The following is a 25,590-nucleotide window of genomic DNA, read 5'->3' as shown; positions in this document are numbered from 1 at the left end:
ACGCGCCGGACGATCGGCAGTATGCGTCATCGCCGCGGGCCGGCCTACCCCATCGGCGGCTCGGCCCACATCCCCGTCAGCCGGACCGACAACGCAAGACCGGAGCGATCCATGAACGACGCGCCCCTGGACACCGAAACACCACGGGCGCAGGGCCGGGAGCGATGGCCGCCGCCGGTGCTGTCGGGCTCCGGCATCCTCCTCGGCTCGCTGCTGGCGGCCGCCTCGCTGACCCCCTCGCTGGTCCCGCGCGACGCGCTGATGCAGGGGCTCGTCGGCGGCGCGGTGTTCGCCATCGGCTACGCCGTCGCGGTGGCGATTCTCATGCTGTGGCGCTGGCTGGAGCTTTTCGAGCCTTCGCGCCGGCACTCCACACCCTGGGCCATCGCCGCGGCGCTCCTGGGGATCGCCGTCGTCGGCTTCACCCTCTACAAGACCACCGACTGGCAGAACGCGATCCGCGAGCTGATGCAGATGCCCCCCGTGGAGGGCACGCACCCGCAGATGGTGCTGGGCGTCGCCGTCGGCACGGCGGCGGCGATCTTCCTCGTCGCCTACCTGCTGCGCCGCCTGATCCACTTCGTCGCCCACCGCTCGCGCCGGGTGATGCCGCCGCGGCTGGCGCTGGTGATCGGCCTGACGGCGGGGTTCGCCTTCGCGGTGGCGCTGGTCGACGGGGTGCTGCTGCGTGGCGCCTTCGCTTTCCTCGATTCCACCTACGCCGCGCTCGACCGCCTGATGGAGCCCGACCAGGTGAAGCCGACCGAGCCGTGGCAGACCGGCAGCACGCAATCGCTCGTGCCGTGGACGACGCTCGGCCGCGACGGGCGCCGCTTCGTCGACGGGATCACCCGGCAGAGCGACATCGAGGCTTTCTGGGGCGGCCCGGCGACGCAGCCCCGCCGCGTCTACGTCGGCCTCGGCTCGGGCGACGACGCGGAGGAGCGCGCGACGCTGGCGCTGGAGGAGCTGAAGCGCGTCGGCGGGTTCGAACGGGACGTGCTCCTGCTGGCGCTGCCCACCGGCACCGGCTTCATGGACCCCGGCGCGATCGCGACGCTCGAATACCTGCACAAGGGCGACGTCGCGACGGTGGCGGCGCAATATTCCTACATGCAGAGCCCCTTCGCGCTGATCTTCGAGCCGGACGCGGGGGCCGAGGCCGGCACCGCGCTGATGCGCATCGTCTACGACTACTGGACCGACCTGCCGCACGACGCGCGCCCGAAGCTCTATCTCTACGGCCTCAGTCTGGGGGCGCTCAGCTCGGAGCGCTCGCTGCGGCTGCGCGACGTGATCGGCGACCCGGTGCAGGGCGCGCTGTGGGTCGGCCCGCCCTTCCCCAGCCCCATCCACACCGACATCACCCGCTACCGCGAACCCGGATCGCCGGAGTGGCTGCCCAGCTTCGAGGGAGGGCGCCTGGTCCGCACCATGAACCAGGACTCGCTGACCGATCCGGACGCCCCCTGGGGCCCGCTGCGCATCCTCTATTTCCAGCACGCCAGCGACCCGATCGTCTTCTTCGATTACTCGCTCCTGTGGCAGCGACCGGACTGGATGCGCGAGCCGCGCGCCCCCGACGTCGTCGGCACCATGAACTGGTACCCGATCGTCACCGCATTGCAGGTCGCGGCGGACATGGCCGTCTCCACCAACGTGCCGCGCGGCTTCGGCCACGAGTACGCCGCCGAGCGGCACGTCGACGCCTGGGTGACGCTGACCGACCCGGACGTCACCGCCGAGGAGATCGCCCGGCTGAAGGCCCGCTTCGGTGAGTGAGGCGCGTGCGACGGGGCTGGCGGCCCGCTGGCGGCGGGCGCGCCGCTGGCAGCGCGTCCTCGTCGCCATGACGCTCGTGACCCTGCTGCTGGTGTCGGCGCTCGCGGTCCACACGCTCGGGCGCCTGCAGGGGTGGTTCACGGAGCGCGTCAGCCCGGCGGCGCTGAGCGCACTGCTGAAGCCGTCCTACGTCGTCACCAAGCCGGAGGGGCCGGGCCCCTTCCCCACCGCCTTGCTCTACCATGGCTGCGACGGCGCCAAGGACAACATGCACCGCTGGGCCAAGGCGCTGGTCGAGGACGGCTGGGCCGCCGTCGTCGTCGACAGCAACGGCCCGCGTCACTACACCGACTTCGCCACCTGGCGCCTGGTGTGCGCCGGGCAGCTTCTCCCCGGCTCGGAGCGTGCGGGCGACATTCTAGTGTCGATCGCCGACGCGGTGGCGCTGCCCTTCGTCGACCCCGAGCGGCTGGCCCTCATCGGCATGTCGCACGGCGGCTGGTCCATCATGGAGCTGATGACGCTCGACCTCACGCGCGAGCGGCCCACCAACCTGCGCCGCCTGCCGGAGCCGGGGCCGGCGCTGCTGGAGGGGGTGCGCGCCTCGGTGCTGGTCTACCCGTGGTGCGGCCTCGCCAATACGGCGCGCTTCTGGGATTGGCTGAACGATTCGCCCGTCCTCTTCGTGCTCGCCACCGCCGACATCGTCGCCCCGATGTACGAATGCGAGATGGTCGCACGCAACCTGGAGGAGGAAGGCCACGCGGTGGAGAGCATCGTCTTCCAAGGTGCGACGCACGGCTTCGACCAGGAGGAGCGGTCCGAGTTCAGCCCTCTCGCCTACAACCCGGAGGCGACGCGCGAGGCGATCGCCACCGCGCTCGGCTTCCTGGACCGCGCGATCGCCCCCCGCGCCACCGACGCGGCGGCCGAATGACCCGCGGCGGCGGAACCGGAATTGCATACGACCCCGCCGGCGCGCACGACGCGCTGGCATGCCATCCACCCGATCGGCTAAGAGCAAGGCCATGAGCGAGCACATGATCCGCATTGCCGGGGCGACCATCGTCACCGTCGACCCCGCCGGCACCATCATCGACGACGGCGACATCTGGATCGCCGGCGACCGGATCGCCTACGCCGGTCCCGCCGGCGGCTACACCGCGCCGGAGGGCGCCGCCGTCACCGAGGTCGACGGGCGGGACCGCGTGGCGATGCCCGGTCTCGTCAATTGCCACACCCATTCCTACGCGGCGCTCCTGAAAGGAACGGTCGACACCGATCCGCTCGACGTCTTCATGGTGCAGGCGATCCTCGCGGCGGGGGCGCGCTCGGACCGCGACGTCTACCTCTCGGCGCAGATCTCGGCGCTGGAGATGCTGAAGACCGGCACCACCGCCTGTCTCGACCACTTCTCCCACCGCCCGCGCCACACGCCGGAGGCGCTCGACGCGGCGCTGCGCGCGTTCGCCGACGCGGGCGTGCGCGCCACCGTCGCGCCGATGTTCTCCGACCGCCCCTTCCTGGAGACGATCCCGCTGGAGGGCGAACTCGACGACGCGCTGCGCGCCGAGCTTCCCGCAGCGCCGCAGCCCGCCGACCCCTACTTCGAGATGATGGCCGACGCGCTGCCGCGCTGGAAGGACGACCCGCGGGTGTCGCTGATGCTGGGCATCGACAGCCCGCAGCGTTGCAGCGAGGCGCTGTTGCGCCGCGCCGGCGCCTTCTGCGCCGAGTGGGACATCGGCAACCACACCCACCTCTTGGAGGCCAAGACGCAGCACACGATGTCGCTCTCGCGGCCCGAGGGTTACGTCGCCTACCTCGCCGACTGCGGGCTCGCGGGGCCGAAGTCATCGTTCGCGCACTTCGTCTGGTTCACCGACCTGGACCTCGAGGCGACGGCGCGCGCCGGGGTGAACGTGGTGCACAACCCGGCCAGCAACCTCATCCTCGGCTCGGGCCTGCAGCCGCTGATGCGTCTGGTGTCGGCGGGGGTGCCGGTGGCTTTCGGCTCCGACGGGCCGAACACGGGGCATATGTCGATGTTCGAGAAGATGCGCCTCGCCGCGCTGCTGCCGCGCATCAGCGAAGCCGACCCCGCCGACTGGCTCACCGCCCCCGAGGCGCTGCGCATGATCAGCGTCAACGGCGCGCGGGCGCTGGGACGGGAGGGCGCGGGCGAACTCGCCGCCGGCCAGCTCGCCGACATCACGCTGCTGGACGGACGCTCCATCGCGCTCAGCCCGCGCGGCCGCCTCGCCCCGCAGATCGTCTTCTACGAGACGGGCGCCAGCGTGACGGACGTCTTCGTCGGCGGCGAGCAGGTGCTGGCGGACGGTCAGACGACGCGCTTCGACGGCCCGGCGATCCTCGCCGAGGCGCACGAGGCCGCCGCCCGCATCGCCCGCGACAGCGCCGCCGCCCTCGAGAAGGCCGAGCGCTTCCGCCCCGGCCTCACCAAGATGATCCACCGCGTCCTGACCGACGGGTGCGGTCCCTGCCGCCTCGCCGCCCTCTCCTGAGACCGCGCCGACGCCATGACGGCGGCCGCCGGCTGACCGCCCGGCCGCACCGAGAAGGAAAGCGAAAGACCCCATGCCCCACGCGGCCGATCTCGTCATCGCCAACGGCACCGTCGTCACCGAGACGGCGACGTTCACCGCCTCCATCGCCGTGCGGGACGGGCTGATCGCCGCGATCGGCGCCGATGCCGACATGCCGCCCGCCGCCGAGCGGATCGACGCGGCGGGACTTCACGTCCTGCCCGGCGTGATCGACGTGCACGTCCACTTCCGCGAGCCGGGGATGACGCACAAGGAAGATTGGGAGACCGGCTCGCGCGCCGCGGCGATGGGCGGCGTGACGACGGTGTTCGAGATGCCCAACACCAACCCGCCGGTCCACGACGTCGAGACCTTCACCCTCAAGCACGATCTGGCGGCGGCGAAGTCGTGCGTCGACTTCGGCATCTACGGCGTGCTCGCCGAGACCAACCTCGCGGACCTCGCGCCGCTCGCCGAGGCGGGGGTGATCGGCTTCAAGCTCTTCCTGGGCAATACCACGGGGAACCTGCCCTGCCCCTCCGACGGCGCGGTGCTGGAAGGGTTCGAGATCCTGTCGCGGCTGGGCCTGCGCTGCTCGATCCATGCCGAGAACTCGCCGATCCTCTTCTGGCGCGAGGACCGGCTGAAGGCGGCCGGGCGCAACACCGCAGCCGACCACCTCCTCGCGCGGACCGACGTCGTCGCGCTGGAGGCGCTGTCGAAGAGCTGCCTGTTCGCCGAGTGGACCGGGGCGCGGATCCACATCGTCCACGAATCGTGCGCGCGCAGCCTTCCGTACATCTCGTTCTACAAGGAGCGCGGCGTCGACGTGACGGTGGAGACGCTGCCGCAATATCTCCTGCTGGCGCTGGAGGACATGGACGGCCCAGCCGGCAACGTCATGCGCATGAACCCGCCGATCCGCGAGCGCTGGCAGCAAGGGCCGCTGACGGAGGCGTTCGCCTCCGGCCTGATCGACATGATCGCCACCGACCACGCACCGCACACGCCCGAAGAGAAGCAGGGCGCCTCCATCTGGGACATCGCCTGCGGGTTCCCGGGCGTGGAGACGCAGCTGCCGCTGATGCTGACGCTCGCCTCCGAGGGCGCCTTCTCGCTCGAGCGCTACGTGCAGGCATCGTCGGCCGCGCCGGCGCGCGCGTGGGGGCTCCACGGGACCAAGGGCTGCATCACGCCGGGCGCGGACGCCGACCTGGTGCTGGTCGACCTGGCACGCACCGAGACGCTGTCGGCGGCACGGTTGCAGTCGCGCGGCAAGGTCTCCCCGTTCGAGGGGATGAAGGTGAAGGGCTGGCCGGTGGCGACGCTGGTGCGGGGAAAACCGGTGATGCGCGACGGCGAGATCCTCGGCGAAAAAGGCTGGGGCCGCGCCGTGCGCCCCGCCATGCCCGCCCCGGCCCCGCGCAACGTCGACACCCAGCTCGCCACCCTGTGCGGGGCTTCCCCGGCCCAGGCCCCGGCCCGCTGACACGCCGTCGACCGCCACCGCGCCGACCGGCCGCACGATCGCGTCCCCACCGGCCCGCGACACGGCATACAATTTGGAGGTCTCCGGCCCATGGAAACCGTCGCCAAGGACACCGCCCCGCGCGCCCCCCGCGTGGATGACGACGCCGCGGGGGGCGCGATCGGCCGCTCGCTCCCCAACGCGCGGTGGGACCGGCTGGTGCGCGGGCGTGGGCGGTTCGTCGCCAACACGCGCCACCCGGACCTGCTGCACGCCGCCTTCGCCCGCGCGGCCGAGGCTCACGGCCTGATCGAGGCGGTGGACATCGACGCGGCCCGTGCCGCGCCTGGGGTCGTCGCCGTCTTCACCGCGGCGGACCTTGCCGAAGTGTGCGCCCCGTGGCAGCCGCTCCACGGCCTGTTCCCCGAGGCGCGGGTGCCCCACGAGCGCCCGCTCGCCGAGGGCGCGGTGCGGTATGTCGGCGAGCCGGTCGCCATCGTCGTCGCCGAGACGGCGGCCGCCGCGCGCGATGCGGCCGAGCTGGTCGAGATCACGCTGCGCAGCCTCGACCCCGTCGTGACCGCGGCCGACGCTCTCGCCCCCGAGGCACCGGCGCTTCACCCCGATCTCGCCGGCGGTGGCGGCAATCTCCACGCCCGCATCGCCCGCGAGGCGAAGGCCGCCCCCGCGGCGGAGACACACACCGTCACCCTGACGCTCGCCCGCGTGGCGCCGCAGCCGATGGAAACGCGCGCGCTGCTGGCCGAGTACGACCCCGCCGAGGGAACGCTCGTGGTGCGCCAGTCGCACCAGCACCCGCACCAGCAGCAGGACGTCTTCGCCCGCCTGCTGGGGATCCCCGAACACAAGGTGCAGGTGATCTGCGAGGACGTCGGCGGCGCCTTCGGCCTCAAGCAGCAGCTCCACAAGGACGAGATGGCCGCCGTCTGCGCAGCGGTGCGGCTCGGGCGTGCGGTGCGCTTCGTCGCGACCCGGTCCGAAAGCCTGCTGTCGGACGGGCAGGCCCGCGACCACGCCCTCACCGGCCGCATCGAGCTGGATGCCGACGGGCGCATCACCGCGCTCTGCGTGGCGGACGTGTGCGGGGTCGGCGCGTTCACGCTCTACCCGCGCTCCAGCTTCGGCGAATCGGGGCAGATGACGCGGCTGGTCGGCGCGCCCTACGCGGTGCCGGCGGTGGCGTTCGAGGCGACCCTCGCCTTTCAGAACCGCCCGCCCCTGGGGCACTATCGCGGCGTCGGCCACCCGGTCGCCTGCCTCATCACCGAGGCACTGATGGACGCCGGCGCCAGGGCCCGCGGCGAGGACCCCATCGCCTTCCGCCGCCGCCATCTGCACGACCTCTCCGCCGGTTCGGTGACCACCCCCGGCGGCATCGTCGTCGCCCATTACCGTATGGCCGAGTGCCTGGACGCGATCGCGGACCGCCTCGCCGATCGGACCGCGCCGGCGGACGGGCGGCTGCGCGGCGTCGGCGTCGCCTGCTTGCTGGAGCTGACCGCCAACGGCCCGCGCTACTACGGCGACGGTGACATCCACATCGCCTGCACCGAGACGGTGATCCTGCGGATGGAGCCGTCCGGCGTGGTGCGCCTGGCGACCGGGCACACCGACCAGGGCCAGGGTGGCGACCAGATGCTGGCCCAAGTGGTCGCGGCGCATCTTGGGATCGCGGCGACGGACGTGGCGGTGACGTCGGGCGACAGCGCCAACGCGCCGTATGGCGGAGGCGCGTTCGGCTCGCGCGGCACGGCCGTCAGCGGCCAGGCGGCGCGCGATGCCGCCACGCAGCTCGCCGCCCGCCTCCTGGCGACCGCCGCCCTCCTCAATCAGCGCGAGGCGGGGGACCTGCGGCTCGAAGCCGGCCACGTGACGGCGGGGGGCGAGCGGCTGATGGCTCTCGCCGAGCTGGCGAGCCTGTGCCACTTCAAATCGCACCTCCTCCCGGCGGGGCACGAGGCGGGACTCACCGTCGTCGGCCGTCACGTTCCCGCGCCGGACACGATGAACGCCTCCGCCGCCTTCGCCGCGGCCGTCGCCATCGACCCGGACACCGGCACCGTCGAGGTGGAGCGGCTGATCGCGGCGCATGAGGCGGGGACGGTGGTCAACCCGATGAGCGTCGACGCGCAGCTCGCCGGCGGCGCGGCGCAAGGCCTCGGCCAGGCGCTCACCGAGGCGATCCGGATGGATGCCGCCGGCCAGCCCCTCACCGGCTCGTTCATGGACTACGCCATGCCACGGGCCGACATGGTCCCGCCGGTCGAGGTGGTGCACATCCCGCCCCGCGCCGAGGAGGGCTTCCTGCCCCGCGGCGTCGGCGAGGCGGGTGCCTCGGGCGCGCCGGCGGCGATCCTCGGCGCCATCAACAACGCGCTCGCCCCCATGGGCGCGCTGATCACCGAGCTTCCCGCGACCCCGCTCGCGGTATGGAACGCGCTGCAAGCGGCACGCGAAGGGCGGGCATCATGAGCAACGTGCGCGAGGCCCGCGTGACCCGCCTCTCCATGGCGGCGCCCGACGACGTCGCCCCGATCGAGGCGGCGATCGCGGCCGGCACGATCGACCCGGCCGCCATCGGCGCGATCTTCGGCAAGACCGAGGGGAACGGCTGCGTCAACGACTTCACGCGCGCCTTCGCGGTCCGTGCGCTGCGGGACATGCTTCGGACCCACCTCGGCGCCACGGCGGCCGAGGACGTCGCGCTGGTCATGTCCGGCGGCACCGAGGGTGCGCTCAGCCCCCATTGGCTGGTGTTCGAGGCCGTCCCCTCGGCGGCCGCCCCGCGCGCGGACGCGCTGGCCCTCGGCGTCCACCTGACCCCGGCGCTGGCCCCCGAGCAGATCGGCAGGACCGCGCAGGCGAAGGCCGTCGCCGCCGGCGTGGTCGAGGCGATGCGCCGAGCCGGCATCGCCTCGCCCGACGACGTCCACTATGTGCAGGTGAAGTGTCCGCTCATCACCGTCGAACGCGCCACGGAGGCGGCCGCGCGTGGCGCGCCGCCGCGCACCACCGATACGCTCAAGTCCATGGGCCTCTCTCGCGGGGCGGCCTCGCTCGGCGTCGCCCTGGCGCTGGGCGAAGTCGCGGCGGAGGCGGTCACGGACGCGGCGATCGGCGCCGATTTCACGGTGTTCTCGCGCCGGGCGAGTGCGTCCTCCGGCGTCGAGCTGATGGCCAACGAGATCGTCGTCCTCGGCCGCTCGGCGCAGTGGACCGGGCCCCTCACCATCGACAGCACGGTGATGGCCGACGCGGTCGACCTCTCCGGCGTCCTCGCCCTGTTCCAGCGTCAGGGGCTGGCCGTCGGCGGGCGCGGCGGGGCCGCAGCGGCGGAACTGGTGGCGCTCCTGTCCAAGGCGGAGGCGTCCTCCACGGGGCGGGTGCGCGGCTTCCGCCACACCATGCTCGACGATTCCGACATCGCCGCCACCCGCCACGCGCGCGGCTTTGTCGCCGGGGTGCTGGCGGGGGTCGTCGGCCATGCGGAGATCTTCGTCTCCGGCGGCGCCGAGCACCAGGGGCCGGACGGCGGCGGCCCGGTCGCCGCGATCGTCCGGCGCGGCTGACGCGGCCAACCGCCGCCTCGGCCCTCCCGGCGGGACGGCCCGCGTGGCTCAGGCGTCGGTGCCTTCGACCTTCTTGAGGTAGCAGCCGGTGATGCGCCAGTCGCCGCCGGGCTGACGCGCCAGGGTGTAGAGCGCGACCCAGGGCCGGCCCTCGTCGTCACGGAAGGCGACCTCCTGGGCGAAGGTCCCGTCGTCCGCCGCCCGGCTGCGCAGGAAGCGCGGCGCGACGGCGTGGCTCACCGGCTCGTACCCCTTGCGCACCATCGACATGAAGCGCTCGGGGGTCGGAAACATGCGCTTGATGTCCGGCGCGGCGAAGGCGTAGGCGGCGTCGGCATCGCCGGTGCGGAGCGCCTCCATCTGGGCGGCGATGATCGCCTGGATGGCGCCGGCGTCGGCACGCGCGGTGGTGAGTGTGGCGGTGCCGGCGACCACGACGAACGCCAGCACGAGAAGAGACAAGATCCGCTTCATAGGGCTTCCCCGCTCGACACGACCTCAATGGGCAAATTGCGGGCCAAGCGGCCCGCAATGTCAAATCGGTCGTCGCCCTTCGTCCACCGTTCAGATGGTCAGGCGAGGAGTGCCTTGGCGACCTCGCGCAGGTCCGGCCCGAGATCCGGCCGGTCGAGCCCGTAGGCGAGCTGGGCGGAGAGGAAGCCGATCTTGGAGCCGCAGTCGTAGGTGGTGCCCTGGAAGCGCAGGCCCTTGAAGCCGTCCTCGCGCATCAGCGTCAGCATCGAGTCGGTGATCTGGATCTCGCCGCCGGCCCCCTTCTCCTGCGTCTTCAGGAGGTCGAAGATGCGCGGCTTGAGGATGTAACGGCCCGTGATGATCAAGTTGGAGGGCGCGGTGCCGGCCTTCGGCTTCTCGACCATGCCCGTCACGTCGAACACGTCGCCGGAGCCGGAGATCTCGACGACGCCGTACTGGTCGGTCCGCTCGGGCGCGACCTCCTCCACGGCGATGACGTTGGTGCCGTGCTCGTTGTAGACGTCCATCATCTGCGCCATCACGCCGCGCTGGTTCTTGATGATGACGTCCGGCAGCAGCAGCGCGAACGGCTCGTCGCCCACCAGTTCGCGCGCGCACCAGACCGCATGGCCCAGCCCCAGCGGCGCCTGCTGGCGCGTGAAGGAGACGTTGCCGGCGGCCGGCAGCTCGGCACGGAGCTGCTCCAGCGGCCCGGTCTTGCCGCGTTCGGCGAGGGTGGCCTCCAGCTCGAACGCGGTGTCGAAGTGGTCCTCGATCACGCCCTTGCCGCGACCGGTGACGAAGATGAACTGCTCGATCCCCGCCTCGCGCGCTTCGTCGACCACATACTGCAGGACCGGTTTGTCGACGACGGTCAACATCTCCTTGGGCATGACTTTGGTGGCGGGCAGGAAGCGGGTTCCAAGGCCTGCCACGGGCAGGACGGCTTTGCGGACGGGTTGCATCACGTTGCCTTTGTCTCGTTAGACGTCTTCGGCTCCTGGAGAGGAGCCGCGCCGTTTATCGCACGGTCGCCTGCAATAAACGATACCGATATGCGCGTTCCATCAGCAATCCGAACACGATCGCGCCCATAACCCAGCCCCCATAATAATATGGGTCGAAAAATTGGCTGGTGTACTCCGGGAAATAGAATGTTCGCATCAGCTCGGTCGAATGCATGAACGGATTGTAGTACAAATACTTCAAAAGTTGGGGCGGCATCGTGTCGGCCGTGTAGAACATGCCCGACACGATGTTTAGCGGGCCGGTGATGATCCCGAATAGGACGCCCCAGAATTTGAAGTGCAGCTTGATCGCCATGTTCATGGTACAGAACCCGAAAGCGATCGCGCAGTTCCCGATCACCGGCACCAACGACAGCCAGAAATACTCCGGCGACGAGGTGTTGTAGATGAAATGGAACAGGAAGGTGATGACCGTGAACAACGCCGTCACCACCAGGAAGTTGATCAGAATGCCGCCGAGCACGAGGTCGATCGGCTGGATTCCCGGCAGCACCAGCATCCGGCGCATGCGCATATAGGCCCGGTCGCCGCCCTGGACCGAGCTGCGGAAGGCCGACAGGGGCACGATGCCGGTCATCAGGAAGAGCATGATGTAGTCGCCCATGCCCGCCGTGCGCATGCGCACATACGAGAAGATGAGCGTCATCATGGCGAGCATGGCCAGCGGCTCGAGCACCATGGTGAAGAGGCCGAGCGGGGACTCGACGTTGCGCGACTGGGCCTCTCTGGCGGCCACGCTGTAGATCACCCCGGCGGACCTGAAGACCGCGTCAGCAACAGCCGTCATGCGATTTCCCTGTGGCGAATTCAGACACGACGGCGAAATCGCGCGTCGAGCGGATCGAACTGTGGTGGATAGCAAGGGTCGGCATCGAGCGTGTCCGCCCAGGCGCGGCGGAAGCGATGGCCCTCCACCGCGCGCTCGTATTGCCAGATCTCGCCCCCCCTTTCAAACAGCCCCGTCGTGCGCCGCTGGCCGATGGTGGCCGACTCGTGGTGCCGTGCGACCGCCGCCGGCACCAGCACGTTGGACAGCCCCCGCGCCCGCGCCTTCAGGCACAGGTCGACGTCGTTGAAGAGGACGCCGTAGCGGGTGGCGTCGAACCCGCCGAGGTCGGCGAACAGCGTGCGGCGGATCGCCATCAGCGCCCCGGTGACGCCCACGACCTCCGTCTCGCGGCGCTGGCGGCCCTCGTAGCCGCGGGCACGACCGGGGAGGTAGCGCTCGGCATGGCGCACCCGCGCCTCGCCGGCGAGCACCAGGCCGGCATGCTGCACGCGCCCGTCCGGGTAGAGGAGCCGCGCCCCGGCGACCCCGACGGCGGGATCGGACGCCGCGTCCACCAGCGCGTCCAGCCAGGCGGGGTCGGTGAACTCGATGTCGTTGTTGGCGAAGACGAGGATCTCGCCGCGCGCCTCGCGAGCGGCGAGGTTGTTGAGGGCGGCGAAGTTGAACGGACGCGCGTCGCGCAGGACGCGGGCCCCGCCCGCCTGCGCCGCCTCCAGCCAGCGTAGCGCCTCCGCGTCGCGGGTGGCGTTGTCGACCAGGAGGATCTCGCACGGTTGGTAGCGCGTCCGATGGATCGTCGCGAGGTAGCGCGCCAGGTGCTGCGGCGCGTCCCGAGTGGCGGTGACGATGCTGACGAGCGGCCGTGCCGATGGGGGCCCGGCCCGGCCCGGCTGGCGGCGAGGCCGCGGCGCGAGCGGCCCCGAACGCGCGCCCACCGGCGCCGGCCGGTGCACCGCCGCGACCCAGCTCCGCACCGCCTGCGCCAGCCGCGCCGCCCGGCGAGGCAGCGTCAGCGGGCGGACCGAAAGGGCCGGAATCACCACATGGCCGACGTATTCGCGCGGGCGCAGCAGGAGCGTCTCGGCCGAAGCGTCCAGCGTCAGGACGGCGGCGTAATGGGCCCCGTGCGTGCGGCGCATCGCGGCGAGGCGGCTGCGGGGCGAGGCGGCGCCGGAGGCCAGGATCTGCGGCTCGACCCGGGCCGGCGCGCCGTCTTCGGTGCGGAAGACCCCCTCCACCAGCACCGCCCCCGGCCCCGCCGGTGTCGGAAGCGCCAGGCGCAGGACACCGTTCTCACCCACCTCGAAACGCTCGCCGACGACCTCCACCGCCTCCGCCTCGGCGATCCGCACGCTCCAGCCCCGCGGCGTCGGCGGCGTCGTGCGGGGGGCGTGTGCCGCGCGCGGCGGCTGGCGCACCGGGCCGAGCCGCCAGGACGGCGTCAGCGTATCCCAAGGCGGCGCGGGCTCGGCGACGACCGTCGCGCGCGCCGCTGCTTCCTCTTCATCTTCGTCTTCGTCTTCATCGTGCGGCCAGACGTCGAGCGGCCAGACGTCGAAGCCGTCGACCGGTGCGTCGAGCGCCAGGGTGACGATGCCGGCCTCGGCGCGCAGGCGGACGGCGCCGGCGCCGGTGCGCGCGGCAAGCTCTACGGGTGCGTCCGCGGTCACGGTCAGCCGCCACGTCCCCGGCCCCAGCGCCAGCGCCAGCGGCACCACCGCGCGGGGCGCAAGGGCCACCGAGGCGCACAAAGGCGCGGCCCCCTCCGGCCGGCCCGGCGCCTCGTGCTGTGATGGCTCGCCCTCCGACGGCTCGCTCAAGGGGCTGCCTCCATCGCTCGTCAGCGCCGCGCCGCCCGTGTAGCGCCTCGCATCACGCCCGGCCAGCCTGTCATGCGCCGCGCCCCGTGCCGCCCGGCCCCGCGCGCCCCCGCAGTCTCATGAACGCGCGACCGGTTTCGGAACAAAAATGCAGCGCCGGAGGGCCGGCCCGAGACGGTTCCGGTGCGCCCCGCCGCGGCGGGGATTGCCGCCGGCACGTGGTATCCGTGCCACGACGGGCAAGAAACGCCCGCCACAGTCATTGGTGCGCATAACAGATTCTCGCCCATCGGCCGCCGCTAACACACTTGAAACGCTTTGATTGTCCTTTACGAATCCCGGCGGTCAGGTGACGCTGGGTCGCAGCTTGTCTATACTTGCGGTCGACGGCCGCGCCGATCTGGCCTAATCGCTGTCCGATTCGACGATCCGCGATGGCCTGTCCGGGGATAATGTGATGGATGCACAACACATCCGGAGTTGGGTTCATTTATGGATGGGTGTAGGACGGTCACGCAGACGCGGTGACGGTAGGGCAGTGTAAACTTGACTCGACCCCTGATCCTTTTTGACCTGACGAGGCTGGTCTCGGCCTCGGGCCGCTCGGCCCCGACCGGGATCGAGCGTGTCGAGCTGGCGTACGCCAAGTGGCTGCACGGACTCGACTGCGCGGACGTGCGTTTCGTCGTCACCATGCAGAGCGTACGGATGATCGCGGACGCTGCGGTGCCCCACTTCCTCGACCGGCAGGAAGCGGTGTGGGACAGCGGTGCCCAGGGCTTCTCGGCCGAAAGCGCGATCCTCAACGTCAACGAGTTCCTAGCCGGCGACGGCGCGCCGACGGCACCGCGCCTCGGCTACCTCTCCAAGGAAGAGCGCGAGCTGCGCCGCTCGCGCCGCGGCATCACCGGCGAGCAGCCGAGCCGCTCGCCCATCGCGAGCTGGGCGCAGCACATGTCGGCCTCCTGGGCGCGTGAGCCGCTGGCGCCGGTCCTGCGCCAGACCCACCGCGAACGCCCGGTCATCTACCTGCGCGCCTCGCTGGACCGGCTGGAGCGCCCGGCCCCGATCGAGCGCATCAAGGCCTTTCCGGGCGTGCGCATGGTCAACGTCTGCCACGACCTGATCCCGCTGGACTTCCCGGAGTTCGTCCGCCCCGGCACCGCGACCACCTGCGCCGCGCGGGTCGAGACGCTCGCCAAACACGCCGACGGCATCATCGCCAGCTCGCACTACAGCGCGGCCCGGCTGCGGCAATATCTCGGCCCCAAGCCGCCGAAGATCTCCGTGTCGCACATCGGCTCGGAGCCGACCCGGCAGGACGCGGTGCTGCCGCCGCTGGTGGACGAGCCCTACTTCCTCGTCGTCTCGACCATCGAGGCGCGCAAGAACCACATGCTGCTCCTCAACGTGTGGCGCCGCCTGGTCGAGGACATGGGCTACGCCGCGCCCAAGCTCATCATCGCCGGCAAGCGCGGCTGGGAGGCGCAGACCCCCATCGCCGTGCTCGACCGTGTGCGCCAGCTCTCCAGCCACGTCTACGAAGCCGGCGCCGTGCCCGATGCCGCGCTCGACCTCCTGCGCCGCAAGGCGACGGCCGTCCTCATGCCTTCGTTCGTGGAAGGCTTCGGCATGCCCGTCACCGAAGCGCTGGCGGTCGACACCCCGGTCATCGCGTCCGACATCCCGGTCTTCCGCGAGATCGTCGGCGATGCGGCGGAGCTGATCGACCCGCTCGACGGCCCGTCCTGGCGCCAGGCGGTGATCGACTACGCGCAGAAGGATTCGCCGCGCCGCGCCGCCGCACTGGAGAAGGCGCGCCGCTACGAGCCGCCGCAGTGGTCCGACCACTTCCGCGACGTGCGCAACTTCATCGAGGAAGTCGGCCAGGTGCAGCCGAAGGTGTTCGTCCCCGCGCGCCGCCGCCGCCCGGCCTTCCCGATCGGCCTGCTGGGCGCCTCCCCCTCGCGCACTCTCCTGTAGCGCCCCCGCCCTGTCGCGCCCTCGCAAACGGCGGACCGGCGCAATCGGACCTTTGACCGCAGCACCCGTTCCGCTATCACACGCGGGAAACGTGCATGTGAGGCAAGGGGAACCCGCTTGACCGCAATCATTGACATCCTCGGCCGCGAAATTCTCGACAGCCGAGGCAACCCCACGGTCGAGGTGGACGTCACGCTCGAAGACGGCGCGATGGGCCGTGCGGCCGTCCCCTCGGGAGCGTCGACGGGCGCCTACGAGGCGGTGGAGCGCCGCGACGGTGACGAGCGCTACGGCGGCAAGGGCGTGGCGCTCGCCGTCGAGGCCGTGAACGGCGAGATCTTCGACGCGCTGTCGGGCATCGACGCGGAACGCCAGCGTGACATCGACGAGACGATGATCGCGCTCGACGGCACCGAGAACAAGAGCCGGCTGGGCGCCAACGCGATCCTGGGCGTGTCGCTGGCGGTGATGCGCGCCGCGGCCGCCTCGGCGCAGCTCCCGATCTACCGCTATGTCGGCGGCGTCAACGCGACCGTGCTGCCCACCCCGATGATGAACATCCTCAACGGCGGGGCCCACGCGGACAACCCGATCGACTTCCAGGAGTTCATGGTGATGCCGGTCGGCTATTCCTCGTTCAGCGAGGGGCTGCGGGCGGGCGTCGAGATCTTCCACGCGCTGAAGTCGAAGCTGAAGCAGGCCGGCCACAACACCAACGTGGGCGACGAGGGCGGCTTCGCGCCCAACCTCCCCTCCGCGAAGGCCGCGCTCGACATCATCATGGAGGCGGGCGCGGCCGCCGGTGCGCGGATGGGCGAGGACGTCTTCATCGCGCTCGACTGCGCGTCGACCGAGTTCGTGACCGACGGGCAGTACCGCCTGGAGGGCGAGCAGCGCACGTTGCAGCCGGCCAAGATGGTCGACTACCTGGTCGAACTGGCCGACGCCTACCCGATCATCTCGATCGAGGACGGCATGGGCGAGGACGACTGGGAGGGCTGGGCGATGCTGACGCAGCGCCTGGGCAACCGCTGCCAGCTCGTCGGGGACGACCTGTTCGTCACCAACGAGACGCGCCTGGCGCAGGGCATCGGCCAGAAGGTCGCCAACTCGATCCTGGTGAAGGTCAACCAGATCGGCACGTTGACCGAGACGCTGGACACGGTCGAGCTGGCACATCGCTCCGGCTACACGGCGGTGATGAGCCACCGCTCGGGCGAGACCGAGGACTCGACCATCGCCGACCTCGCGGTGGCGACGAACTGCGGGCAGATCAAGACCGGCTCGCTGGCCCGCTCGGACCGCACGGCGAAGTACAACCAGCTCCTGCGCATCGAGGAACAGCTCGGCTCCGCCGCGCGCTACGGCGCCCGCGGCCTGCCGCTACGCGCCGGCTGACCGGCCGCCGTCACCTCACCCGCAGAAAGCCGCCGACGCCCCGCGCCGGCGGCTTTTTCTTTGCCGCGCCCGCTCGCCCCTCGCCCCGCTCTCGCCCCATCACCCCCCCCCATGGCCACACTCAGCCGTGCCCCGGTCTGTCGGGGTTCGGACGGGTCAAGGGCGCGAAGCGGCGGAGCGAACCCTTGACGCGTCCGAACCCCGACGCAGCCTCGAAGCAGTCGTTCAGCTCAGTCAGCCGCTCTTGGCGGCTGGATGACCTGAACGGCTGCCTGCCGGCGAGGCGGAGGGAGCGCGAGGGGGGAACCCCCTCGCTCAGAGGCGCAACACACACCCCCGCCGAGGACAAGGCTGGTGCCTGGCCTCTACTGCGTCGTCCAGCCACCATCGACGGGGATGGCCGTGCCGGTGAGGTTGTGGGCGATCGGATTGCAGAGCCAGAGCGCCAAGGCGCCGATCTCACTCGGATCGGACAGGCGCCCGGTGGGCTCCTTCTCGGAGAGCAGGCTGGCGATCCCGGCATCGCGGTCGCCGCCATGGGCCGCGGCGCGGGCGGCGATCTGCGGCCCCAGGATATCGGTCTCGGTCCAGCCGGGGCAGATGCAGTTGACGGTGACGCCGCCGGACGCCTTCGATCCTGCGGCGGCGTATTCCAGGGCGGCGACGCGGCTGAGGCCGACCAGCCCGAACTTGGACGCCACGTATGGCGCCTTCTCGACCGAGGCGACGAGCCCGTGGACGGAGGCGATGTTGACGACGCGGCCGTAGCCGCGCTCCCCCATCCCCGGCATCGCGCGGCGCATGGTGTGGAAGGCGGCGGAGAGGTTGACGGCGAGGATCATCTCCCAGGTCTCGCGCGTGGCCGCCTCGAGCGAGACGGTCTTCTGGATACCGGCGTTGTTGACCAGGATGTCGGGCCCGCCCCAGATCGCGACCTCGTCCATCAGGGCGTCGATGGCGTCCGGGTCGCGCAGATCCGTGCCGTAGAAGCGGGTGGCGGGGGCGCCGGCTTCGGTGATGGCGGCCTCGGCGGCGGCGCCGTCGTCGCGGCTGGCGAGGCCGTGGACCACCACGCGCGCGCCGGCCGAGCCGAGCGCCTTGGCGACGGCGAGGCCGATCCCCTGCACGGATCCGGTCACCAGCGCGGTCTTGCCTTCCAGAAACCGTGTCATCGCATCCCCCAATCTTTACATCGAATTTTGAGGCGAGCTTAATTGCTCTCGCCGCGAAATGGGGCCGGTCCGCGAACTTTTTCCGCGTCTCGGTCCGCCTCGCCGCCGCCCCAGATGGCGGCGAGGCGGGCGCGCTCGTCGGCGAAGCGGCCGTCGGCGATGGCGGCGCGAAGGTCCGCCATCAGGCGCTGGTAGTAGGCGATGTTGTTCCAGGAGAGGAGCGTCGCGGCGAGCGGCTCGCCGACCCTCACGAGGTGATGGAGGTAGCCGCGCGAATAATCCTGCGAGGCGTGACAGGCGAGCGACGCGTCGAGGGGCGTGTCGTCGAGCGCGAACCGCGCGTTCTTGAGGTTGAGCTTGCCCTCGGCCGTATACGCGACACCGTGGCGGCCGGCTCTCGTGGGCATGACGCAGTCGAACATGTCGATCCCGCGGGCGACGGCGCCGACGAGGTCGCCGGGCGTGCCGACGCCCATGAGGTAGCGCGCATGATCGGCCGGCAGGTGGGGCGCCGTGACCTCGATGGTGGCGAACATGTCGGCCTGTGGCTCGCCGACGGCGAGGCCGCCGATGGCGTACCCGTCGAAGCCGACGGCGACGAGGCCTTCGGCCGAGCGGGCGCGCTCGGCCGCGTCCGTCCCGCCCTGGACGATGCCGAACTGCAAGCGCCCGGTGGCGGCGTCCAGGAAGGTGCGGCGGGCGCGAGCGGCCCAGTCGAGGCTGATCGTGACCGAGCGGGCGATGGCGGCGGCGTCGGCCGGCAGGCGCACGCACTCGTCGAGCTGCATCTGGATATCGGAGCCCAGCTTCAGCTGGATCTCGACCGCCGATTCGGGCGTCAAACGATGCATCGACCCGTCGACATGGCTCTTGAAGGTGACCCCGTCGTCGTCGATCTTGCGCAAGGCGGACAGGGACATGACCTGGAAGCCGCCCGAGTCCGTGAGGATCGTGTGCGGCCAGTTCATGAAGGCGTGCAGGCCGCCGAAGTGGGCGACGCGGTCGGCACCGGGGCGCAGCATCAGGTGATAGGTGTTGCCGAGCACCACCTGCGCGCCCGTCGCCTCCACGTCGCGCATCATCATGGTCTTGACGGTGGCCTGGGTGCCGACGGGCATGAAGGTCGGCGTCTCGACGATGCCGTGCGGCGTCACGAGGCGGCCGCGGCGGGCGCCTCCGTCGGTGGCCAGTAGCTGGAAACTCATGACTTGTCCGGGAAGAGGAGCGAAGCGTCGCCGTAGGAGTAGAAGCGGTAGCCGTGCGCCAGGGCGTGGGCGTAGACGGCATGCATGCGCGGCAGGCCGACGAGGGCTGCGACCAGCATCATCAGCGTCGAGCGCGGCAAGTGGAAGTTGGTCATCAGCGCGTCGACGGCGTGGAAGCGGAAGCCGGGGCGGATGAAGATCCGCGTCTCGCCCTCGAACGGTGCGAGGGCGCCGGAGACGGCCGCGCTTTCGAGGATCCGCAGCGCCGTGGTGCCGACGGCGACCACCCTCCCCCCGGCCGCCTTGGTGGCGGCGATCTCGGCGACGGTGTCGGCGGTGACGGTGCCGGTCTCGGCGTGCATCTCGTGCGCGTCGAGCCGCTCGACCTTCACCGGCAGGAAGGTGCCGGCGCCGACGTGGAGCGTCACGCGCGACAGCCCGATCCCGGCCGCCGCCAGCCTCGCCAACAGGTCGTCGGTGAAATGGAGCCCGGCCGTGGGTGCGGCGACGGAGCCGGCGGGATCGGCATAGACGGTCTGATAGTCGGCCATGTCCTGCGCGTCGGGGGCGCGCTTGGCGGCGATATATGGCGGCAGCGGCATCGAGCCGACGGCGAGCGGGTCGTCGGCGAAGCGCACCGTCACCTCGGGGCCGGAACGGGTGATAATCTCCGCCTCGACGGTGCGGGCGCCTTCGGTGAACCGGAGCCGGTCGCCGGGGGCGACGCGCTTGGCGGGCTTGGCGAAGGCACGCCAGGTGCCGGGCGGATCCTGCGCCAGCAGGGTCAGCTCGACGCGTGAAACGTTCTCGCCGCGAACACGCTCGCCGACGAGGCGGGCCGGCACGACGCGGCTGTCGTTGACGACGAGGCGGTCGCCGGGACGCAGGAGGGACGGCAGGTCGCGCACGATGCGGTCGGCCGGCGCCTCGCCGGGGCGCGACACGAGGAGCCGCGCCGCGTCGCGGGGGACGGCCGGGCGGAGCGCGATGGCCCCGTCCGGCAGCTCGTAGTCGTAGTCGGCGAGGGTCTCGCCCTCGGCGGTCGTCATCGCCTTACTTGTCGGCGGCGATGTGCGCGCGGACGATCTTGTCGGGGTTCGCCACGGCGCCGTTGTTGGCCTGGGTGCCCGCGTTCAGCGCGTCGACGTGATCCATCCCGTCGATCACGCGGCCGAAGACGGTGTACTGGCCGTCGAGGAAGGTCGCGTTGTCGAAGACGATGAAGAACTGCGAGTTGGCACTGTTGGGGTTCTGCGCACGGGCCATGGAGACGGCGCCGCGGGTATGCGGGGTCTTGTTGAACTCGGCCTTCAGGTCCGGATAGTCGGACGAGCCCATGCCGGTGCCGGTGGGATCGCCGGTCTGCGCCATGAAGCCGGGGATCACGCGGTGGAAGACGACGCCGTCGTAGAAGCCTTCGCGCGTGAGCTTCTTGATGCGCTCGACGTGGCCGGGGGCGAGGTCAGGCAGCAGCTCGATGGTGACGGGGCCGTCCTCCAGCTCGAGGATCAGCGTGTTCTCGGGGTCCGCGGCGGACGCGTGCGCCGAGGTGACGAGCGTCATCGCGACGGCGGCGAGCAGGCGGGAAATCATGGAGTGTCCTTTCGGGTCGGCGGGGCGAGGCCCCTGTCGTGAACCCTCGGCCCAAGCGGGGGTTCGGTTCGTTGCTTCAGTCGGCCGCAGTCTGTGTCGTTGCGGCGCGCTGTGAGAGCGCGGCGGCCACGTGCGCCGGCACGAAGGCGGAGACGTCGCCGCCCAGCTTGGCGATCTGGCGCACCAGGGTCGCCGTGATATGGCGCGTCTGCGGCGAGGCCGCCACGAAGATCGTCGACAAATCCGGCTCCATGGTGCCGTTCATCCCGGCCATCTGCATCTCGTAGTCGAGATCGGTGCCGTCGCGCAAACCGCGGACCAGGAGGCTGGCGCCATGCTCGATCGCGGCACGCGTGACGAGGTTGCGGAAGGAGACGACCGAAAAGCGCGCCGGGTCGATGCCGTGGTCAGCCACGGCTTGGCGCAGCATGTCTTCGCGCTCCTCGAACGAGAAGAGCGGCGCTTTGCCGGGATGGACGCCGATGCCGACGACGACTTTGTCGGCCACGGCGAAGGCGCGCATGAGTACATCCAAATGACCGTTGGTCACGGGATCGAACGACCCCGGATAGAAGGCGATCCGCATGGGGGATTGTTCCGCGTTTGTCGGGCCGGCGGAAGCATTGCCGGACGCATTTATTAACAAGGTCGATCGACCTTCAGCAATCCCAGCAAGGATTATGGTAAATGACTGTTATCACTTTAATTCTCATTGCTCCCGGAACTCATGCAGGGATGATGCGTTTTCCTAGCATCGACCGGCTGCAAGCGCCCCACGGCGCAAGGGCCGGCCCCGCACCGGCCAGTTCCGGTGGTCCAGGCCTGTCGCAGCGAACCGCGCGACTTGTGATGCACGACACACTGTGACGCTCACCCGAGCGTTAACTGAATGGGCGTCGCCTGGACGAGAGTTTGGAGATTGAAATGAACGCTAATCGTCGCCTGCTGACCCCGATCGCCGGTACCGCCATCGCCGGTGTCATGATTGCCGCAGCCACCCTGGGTGGCAGCATGTCGCACGGTGCCGCGGCGCCGAAGTCCGACCGGTTCGCCGTTGTTGGGGACAGCCTGTGCGCCGGACAGGCGTGGCCGAACCTGACGTCCGAATGTCTGGCCTGGTCCGAGGGCGAGTCGAACGCCTCGCCGGTCCGCTTCGTGACCATGGCCTCGCACGACAAGTCCAGTCAGATCACCACGTTGCACCGTGTGGCTCCCGAGGATGCTGCGCTGCAATAATGGATAACATCCAGTCAACGCCCTTGATTGGATTTTGCACATTTTTGTGAGCTACTGTTGCAGATCTGCCTCGGACGCTTACACTAGGTCCATGTTCGCATGAGGTCCTTATATGTACGGCGCCATTCTCAAGAGCTCGATCCTCGCCTCCGTTCTCGGAGCGATCGTGTTCGTCGCAGCTCTGACTGCGTCCAGCGTGGCCCCCGTGTCGACCAAGCTGGGACAGAAGAGCGATCTTCTCGTGGCCGCGGCCTACCATACCTGCCCGGTGGCCGACTGCGAGGAATTCCACGACGGCTTCGGCGGTTACCAGACCTCCGTCGACCGGAACGAGACGGACGGCGTGTTCACGCTGACACGCACCCGCACCGCGCTGATCGACTGACGGTCCCGCCCGCCGATCATCGCCGCTCCGCCAGGAGCTGACCCGCCGGACCAGGCCCGGCACCCCATCCAGACGACGCAGACCGTTCATGCGTCCTGGATGCGTCCCCCGACGTGGGATGCATCCAGGGCGCATTTTCGTGCGGCCCGGTGCGCGGCCCTCCCCCAACCGCGAGCGGGGACGCCCCGTCACCGGAGCGCCCCCGCGAGAGTCCATCCCAGCGCCGGTGCGGGCGGGCGCGGCCTATTCGTCGGCCGGGCCGTCGTCGCCGTCGTCGCCGCCGTCGAATGGGGCGCCGCCATCGTCCGGACCCTCGTCCGGCGCTTCGGGCAACTCGCCGGCGGCGGCCCCCTCCTCGGTCTCCTCGCCGTCGTCGGTGACGCGGTCGACGGAGACGACGCGTTCATCCTTGGCGGTGTTGAAGATGATCACGCCCTGCGTGTTGCGGCCGGCGACGCGCACCCCGTCGACCGGCACACGGATGAGCTGGCCGGCGTCGGTGACGAGCATGATCTGGTCGCTCTCGTCGATCGGGAAGCCGGCGACCAGCGGACCGTTGCGCTCGTTCACCACCATCGCGGCGATGCCCTTGCCGCCGCGGGAGGTCACGCGGAACTCGAACGAGGACGACCGCTTGCCATACCCGTTTTCCGAGATGGTGATGATCTGCTCCTCGGAGGCACTCATCTCGGCGTAGCGCTCCAGATCGAGCGTGCCGTCGGTGGCCGCCTCCTCGTCGTCGCCCGGAATCTCCGCCTCGCCGGCGACGGCACGGCGCATCTTCAGGAACGCGGCGCGCTCCTCCGGATTTGTCGCGAAGTGGCGCAGGATCGACATCGAGATCACCCGGTCGCCCTTGGCCAGCGAGATGCCGCGCACGCCCGACGAGTTGCGGCCCAGGAAGACGCGCAGCGACGAAACCGGGAAGCGGATCGCCTGGCCGAGCGCGGTGGTGAGCATCACGTCGTGGTCGGGCGTCGCGATCTGCACGCCGACGATGCCGTCCCCGTCGTCCAGCTTCATGGCGATCTTGCCGGCGCGGTTCACGTTGGTGAAATCGCTCAGCTTGTTGCGCCGCACGTTGCCCTGCTGCGTGGCGAACATGACGTCGTAATCGCCCCAGGTCGCCTCGTCCTCCGTCAGCGGCAGGATGGAGGTGATGCGCTCCCCCTCCTGCAGCGGCAGGATGTTGGACAGGAACTTGCCGCGCGACTGCGGGGCGGCCTGCGGCAGACGCCAGATCTTCTCCTTGTAGACGATGCCGCGCGAGGAGAAGAACAAGACCGGCGTGTGCGTGTTGGCGACGAACAGGCGCGCCACGAAGTCGTTGTCCTTGAAGGACATGCCCGAGCGGCCTTTGCCGCCGCGCCGCTGCGCCCGGTAGGTGTCGAGCGGGACGCGCTTGATGTAGCCGGCGTGGGACACGGTGACGACCATGTCCTCGCGGTTGATGAAGTCCTCGTCCTCGAGATCCGGGCCGCCTTCCATGATCTCGGTGCGGCGGGGCGTGGCGAACTCGTCGCGCACGGCCATCATCTCGGCCTTGATGATCCCCTGCACGCGGGCGCGCGAGGAGAGGATGTCGAGATAGTCGGCGATCTCGTCGGCGAGCTTCTTCAGCTCGTCGCCGATCTCGTCGCGGCCGAGCGCCGTGAGGCGCTGCAGCCGCAGGTCGAGGATCGCGCGGGCCTGATCCTCGGAGAGGCGGATGGTGCCGTCCTCCTGAAGTCGGTGGCGCGGGTCGGCGATGAGGGCGATGAGCGGGGCCATGTCCTGCGCCGGCCAGTGGCGCGTCATCAACTGCTCGCGCGCCGTCGCCGGGTCCGGCGCGGTGCGGATGAGGCGGATCACCTCGTCGATATTGGCGACGGCGACGGCGAGGCCGACGAGGACGTGCGCCCGGTCGCGGGCCTTGGCCAGCAGGAACTTGGTGCGCCGCGCGACGACCTGCTCGCGGAAGCCGATGAACGCGGACAGGATGTCCTTGAGGTTCAGCTGCTCGGGCCGGCCGCCGTTGAGGGCGACCATGTTGGCGCCGAACGATGTCTGCAAAGGCGAGAAGCGGTAGAGCTGGTTGAGGACGACATCGGCGTTGGCATCGCGCTTCAACTCGATGACGACGCGCATGCCGTCGCGGTCGCTCTCGTCGCGCAGATCCGAGATGCCCTCGACGCGCTTCTCGCGCACCAGATCGGCGATCTTCTCCACCATGGTGGCCTTGTTCACCTGGTAGGGGATCTCGTCGACGATGAGCGCCTCGCGACCGGAGCCGATCGGCTCGATCCGCACCTTGCCGCGCATCAGCACCGAGCCGCGGCCCATCTCGTAGGACGAGCGGATGCCGGAGCGGCCGAGGATTTGCCCGCCGGTCGGAAAGTCGGGACCGGGGATAAATTCCATCAGGTCGGCGATGGAGAGCGCCGGATCGTCGATTAGCGCGATCGTCCCGTCGATCACTTCGCCGAGGTTGTGCGGCGGGATGTTGGTCGCCATGCCGACCGCGATGCCGCCGGCGCCGTTGACGAGCAGGTTCGGGAAACGCGCCGGCAGGGCGATCGGCTCGCTCTCGGAGCCGTCGTAGTTGTCCTGGAAGTCGACGGTGTCCTTGTCGATATCCTGGATGAGGGCGGTGGTGGAGACCTTCTGGAGGCGCACCTCGGTGTAACGCATGGCCGCGGGACTGTCGCCGTCGACCGAGCCGAAGTTGCCCTGCCCGTCCACCAGCGGCACGCGCATGGAGAAGGGCTGCGCCATGCGCACCAGGGCGTCGTAGATCGCGCTGTCGCCGTGCGGGTGGAATTTACCCATGACGTCACCGACGATGCGGGACGACTTCTTGTAGGGGCGGTTCCACTCGTAATTGCCCTCGTGCATCCCGTAAAGGATGCGCCGGTGCACGGGCTTGAGGCCGTCGCGAACATCCGGCAGGGCGCGGCTGACGATGACGGACATGGCGTAGCCGAGGAACGACTTCTCCATCTCCGCCGTGATCGACACGCCCGAGATGCCGTCACCATCGCCCGACGACGCCGGCGCAACCGGGTCCGTGGGGCCGTTCGCGCCACCGTCTATCGTGTCGTCACTCACTCACGCTCTCCTGCGGGGAATTCCCTACTGAAA

The 25,590-nt window shown here is 70.4% G+C and carries 20 protein-coding genes; 10 read left to right on the top strand and 10 right to left on the bottom strand.

Annotated features, from left to right (window positions below; genetic code table 11):
- Nucleotides 1-111 precede the first annotated feature (111 nt).
- The 6 genes from MRB58_RS19215 (at nucleotide 112) to MRB58_RS19190 (ending at nucleotide 9,386) form a co-directional block, all read left to right on the top strand.
- The gene (locus MRB58_RS19215) at nucleotides 112-1,782 is read left to right on the top strand and encodes an alpha/beta-hydrolase family protein (protein WP_244778701.1); all 1,671 of its coding nucleotides are present in this window, start codon (nucleotides 112-114) and stop codon (nucleotides 1,780-1,782) included.
- Nucleotides 1,775-2,719, top strand: coding sequence for a dienelactone hydrolase family protein (locus MRB58_RS19210; protein WP_244778700.1), 945 nt, complete (start codon nucleotides 1,775-1,777; stop codon nucleotides 2,717-2,719). Before MRB58_RS19215 ends, MRB58_RS19210 begins: the two co-directional genes overlap by 8 nt.
- Nucleotides 2,720-2,810: 91 nt before the next feature.
- The gene (locus MRB58_RS19205) at nucleotides 2,811-4,307 is read left to right on the top strand and encodes an amidohydrolase family protein (RefSeq protein WP_244778699.1); all 1,497 of its coding nucleotides are present in this window, start codon (nucleotides 2,811-2,813) and stop codon (nucleotides 4,305-4,307) included.
- Between the two features lie 73 nt (nucleotides 4,308-4,380).
- On the top strand, nucleotides 4,381-5,817 hold the full coding sequence (locus MRB58_RS19200) for a dihydroorotase family protein (RefSeq protein WP_244778698.1): 1,437 nt from the start codon (nucleotides 4,381-4,383) through the stop codon (nucleotides 5,815-5,817).
- Between the two features lie 90 nt (nucleotides 5,818-5,907).
- Nucleotides 5,908-8,289 (top strand): xanthine dehydrogenase family protein molybdopterin-binding subunit, encoded by a 2,382-nt coding sequence (locus MRB58_RS19195; protein ID WP_244778697.1) that lies wholly within the window; start codon nucleotides 5,908-5,910, stop codon nucleotides 8,287-8,289.
- Nucleotides 8,286-9,386, top strand: coding sequence for a ring-opening amidohydrolase (locus tag MRB58_RS19190; RefSeq protein ID WP_244778696.1), 1,101 nt, complete (start codon nucleotides 8,286-8,288; stop codon nucleotides 9,384-9,386). Before MRB58_RS19195 ends, MRB58_RS19190 begins: the two co-directional genes overlap by 4 nt.
- A 48-nt stretch (nucleotides 9,387-9,434) precedes the next feature.
- On the opposite strand, the gene MRB58_RS19185 is transcribed toward MRB58_RS19190, so the two are convergent.
- From MRB58_RS19185 to MRB58_RS19170, 4 genes are all read right to left on the bottom strand, one after another.
- Nucleotides 9,435-9,860, bottom strand: a complete 426-nt coding sequence (locus MRB58_RS19185; protein ID WP_244778695.1) for a DUF4864 domain-containing protein — start codon at nucleotides 9,858-9,860, stop codon at nucleotides 9,435-9,437.
- A gap of 98 nt (nucleotides 9,861-9,958) precedes the next feature.
- The gene (gene galU / locus MRB58_RS19180; protein WP_244782049.1) at nucleotides 9,959-10,825 is read right to left on the bottom strand and encodes a UTP--glucose-1-phosphate uridylyltransferase GalU; all 867 of its coding nucleotides are present in this window, start codon (nucleotides 10,823-10,825) and stop codon (nucleotides 9,959-9,961) included.
- Nucleotides 10,826-10,880: 55 nt separating this feature from the next.
- The gene (locus MRB58_RS19175) at nucleotides 10,881-11,675 is read right to left on the bottom strand and encodes an ABC transporter permease (protein WP_244778694.1); all 795 of its coding nucleotides are present in this window, start codon (nucleotides 11,673-11,675) and stop codon (nucleotides 10,881-10,883) included.
- 20 nt (nucleotides 11,676-11,695) lie between these two features.
- Nucleotides 11,696-13,498 carry a glycosyltransferase family 2 protein gene (locus MRB58_RS19170; protein ID WP_244778693.1) on the bottom strand — a complete coding sequence of 601 codons (1,803 nt, stop codon included), beginning with the start codon at nucleotides 13,496-13,498 and terminating at the stop codon, nucleotides 11,696-11,698.
- Between the two features lie 546 nt (nucleotides 13,499-14,044).
- Here MRB58_RS19170 and MRB58_RS19165 point away from each other — a divergent pair.
- Nucleotides 14,045-15,481: a glycosyltransferase family 1 protein gene (locus tag MRB58_RS19165; RefSeq protein ID WP_244778692.1), complete on the top strand. Its 1,437-nt coding sequence runs from the start codon at nucleotides 14,045-14,047 to the stop codon at nucleotides 15,479-15,481.
- Between the two features lie 117 nt (nucleotides 15,482-15,598).
- Nucleotides 15,599-16,879 (top strand): phosphopyruvate hydratase, encoded by a 1,281-nt coding sequence (eno, locus tag MRB58_RS19160; protein WP_244778691.1) that lies wholly within the window; start codon nucleotides 15,599-15,601, stop codon nucleotides 16,877-16,879.
- 365 nt (nucleotides 16,880-17,244) lie between these two features.
- Here the strand turns inward: eno and MRB58_RS19155 are convergent, their stop codons facing one another.
- The 5 genes from MRB58_RS19155 to coaD form a co-directional block, all read right to left on the bottom strand.
- Nucleotides 17,245-18,051, bottom strand: coding sequence for an SDR family NAD(P)-dependent oxidoreductase (locus MRB58_RS19155; protein WP_244778690.1), 807 nt, complete (start codon nucleotides 18,049-18,051; stop codon nucleotides 17,245-17,247).
- A 38-nt stretch (nucleotides 18,052-18,089) separates the two neighbouring features.
- Nucleotides 18,090-19,256, bottom strand: coding sequence for a tRNA guanosine(34) transglycosylase Tgt (tgt, locus tag MRB58_RS19150; protein ID WP_244778689.1), 1,167 nt, complete (start codon nucleotides 19,254-19,256; stop codon nucleotides 18,090-18,092).
- Complete coding sequence (gene queA / locus MRB58_RS19145; RefSeq protein WP_244778688.1) at nucleotides 19,253-20,305, bottom strand: tRNA preQ1(34) S-adenosylmethionine ribosyltransferase-isomerase QueA; 1,053 nt, start codon at nucleotides 20,303-20,305, stop codon at nucleotides 19,253-19,255. The genes tgt and queA overlap by 4 nt, the downstream gene beginning before the upstream one ends.
- Nucleotides 20,306-20,309: 4 nt before the next feature.
- Nucleotides 20,310-20,849 carry a peptidylprolyl isomerase gene (locus tag MRB58_RS19140; RefSeq protein WP_244778687.1) on the bottom strand — a complete coding sequence of 180 codons (540 nt, stop codon included), beginning with the start codon at nucleotides 20,847-20,849 and terminating at the stop codon, nucleotides 20,310-20,312.
- 76 nt (nucleotides 20,850-20,925) lie between these two features.
- Nucleotides 20,926-21,435: a pantetheine-phosphate adenylyltransferase gene (gene coaD, locus MRB58_RS19135; RefSeq protein ID WP_244778686.1), complete on the bottom strand. Its 510-nt coding sequence runs from the start codon at nucleotides 21,433-21,435 to the stop codon at nucleotides 20,926-20,928.
- Between the two features lie 338 nt (nucleotides 21,436-21,773).
- On the opposite strand from coaD, the gene MRB58_RS19130 reads away from it, so the two are divergent.
- On the top strand, nucleotides 21,774-22,085 hold the full coding sequence (locus MRB58_RS19130) for a hypothetical protein (protein ID WP_244778685.1): 312 nt from the start codon (nucleotides 21,774-21,776) through the stop codon (nucleotides 22,083-22,085).
- A 112-nt stretch (nucleotides 22,086-22,197) separates the two neighbouring features.
- Nucleotides 22,198-22,470, top strand: coding sequence for a hypothetical protein (locus tag MRB58_RS19125; RefSeq protein ID WP_244778684.1), 273 nt, complete (start codon nucleotides 22,198-22,200; stop codon nucleotides 22,468-22,470).
- Between the two features lie 243 nt (nucleotides 22,471-22,713).
- Here the strand turns inward: MRB58_RS19125 and gyrA are convergent, their stop codons facing one another.
- Nucleotides 22,714-25,557: a DNA gyrase subunit A gene (gyrA, locus tag MRB58_RS19120; protein ID WP_371747203.1), complete on the bottom strand. Its 2,844-nt coding sequence runs from the start codon at nucleotides 25,555-25,557 to the stop codon at nucleotides 22,714-22,716.
- Nucleotides 25,558-25,590 lie beyond the last annotated feature (33 nt).

It is taken from the genome of Acuticoccus sp. I52.16.1, assembly GCF_022865125.1.
Taxonomy (GTDB): Bacteria; Pseudomonadota; Alphaproteobacteria; order Rhizobiales; family Amorphaceae; genus Acuticoccus.
The sequence above is the reverse complement of the archived record's forward strand: the minus strand, read 5'-3'. Positions and strand labels throughout refer to the sequence as shown.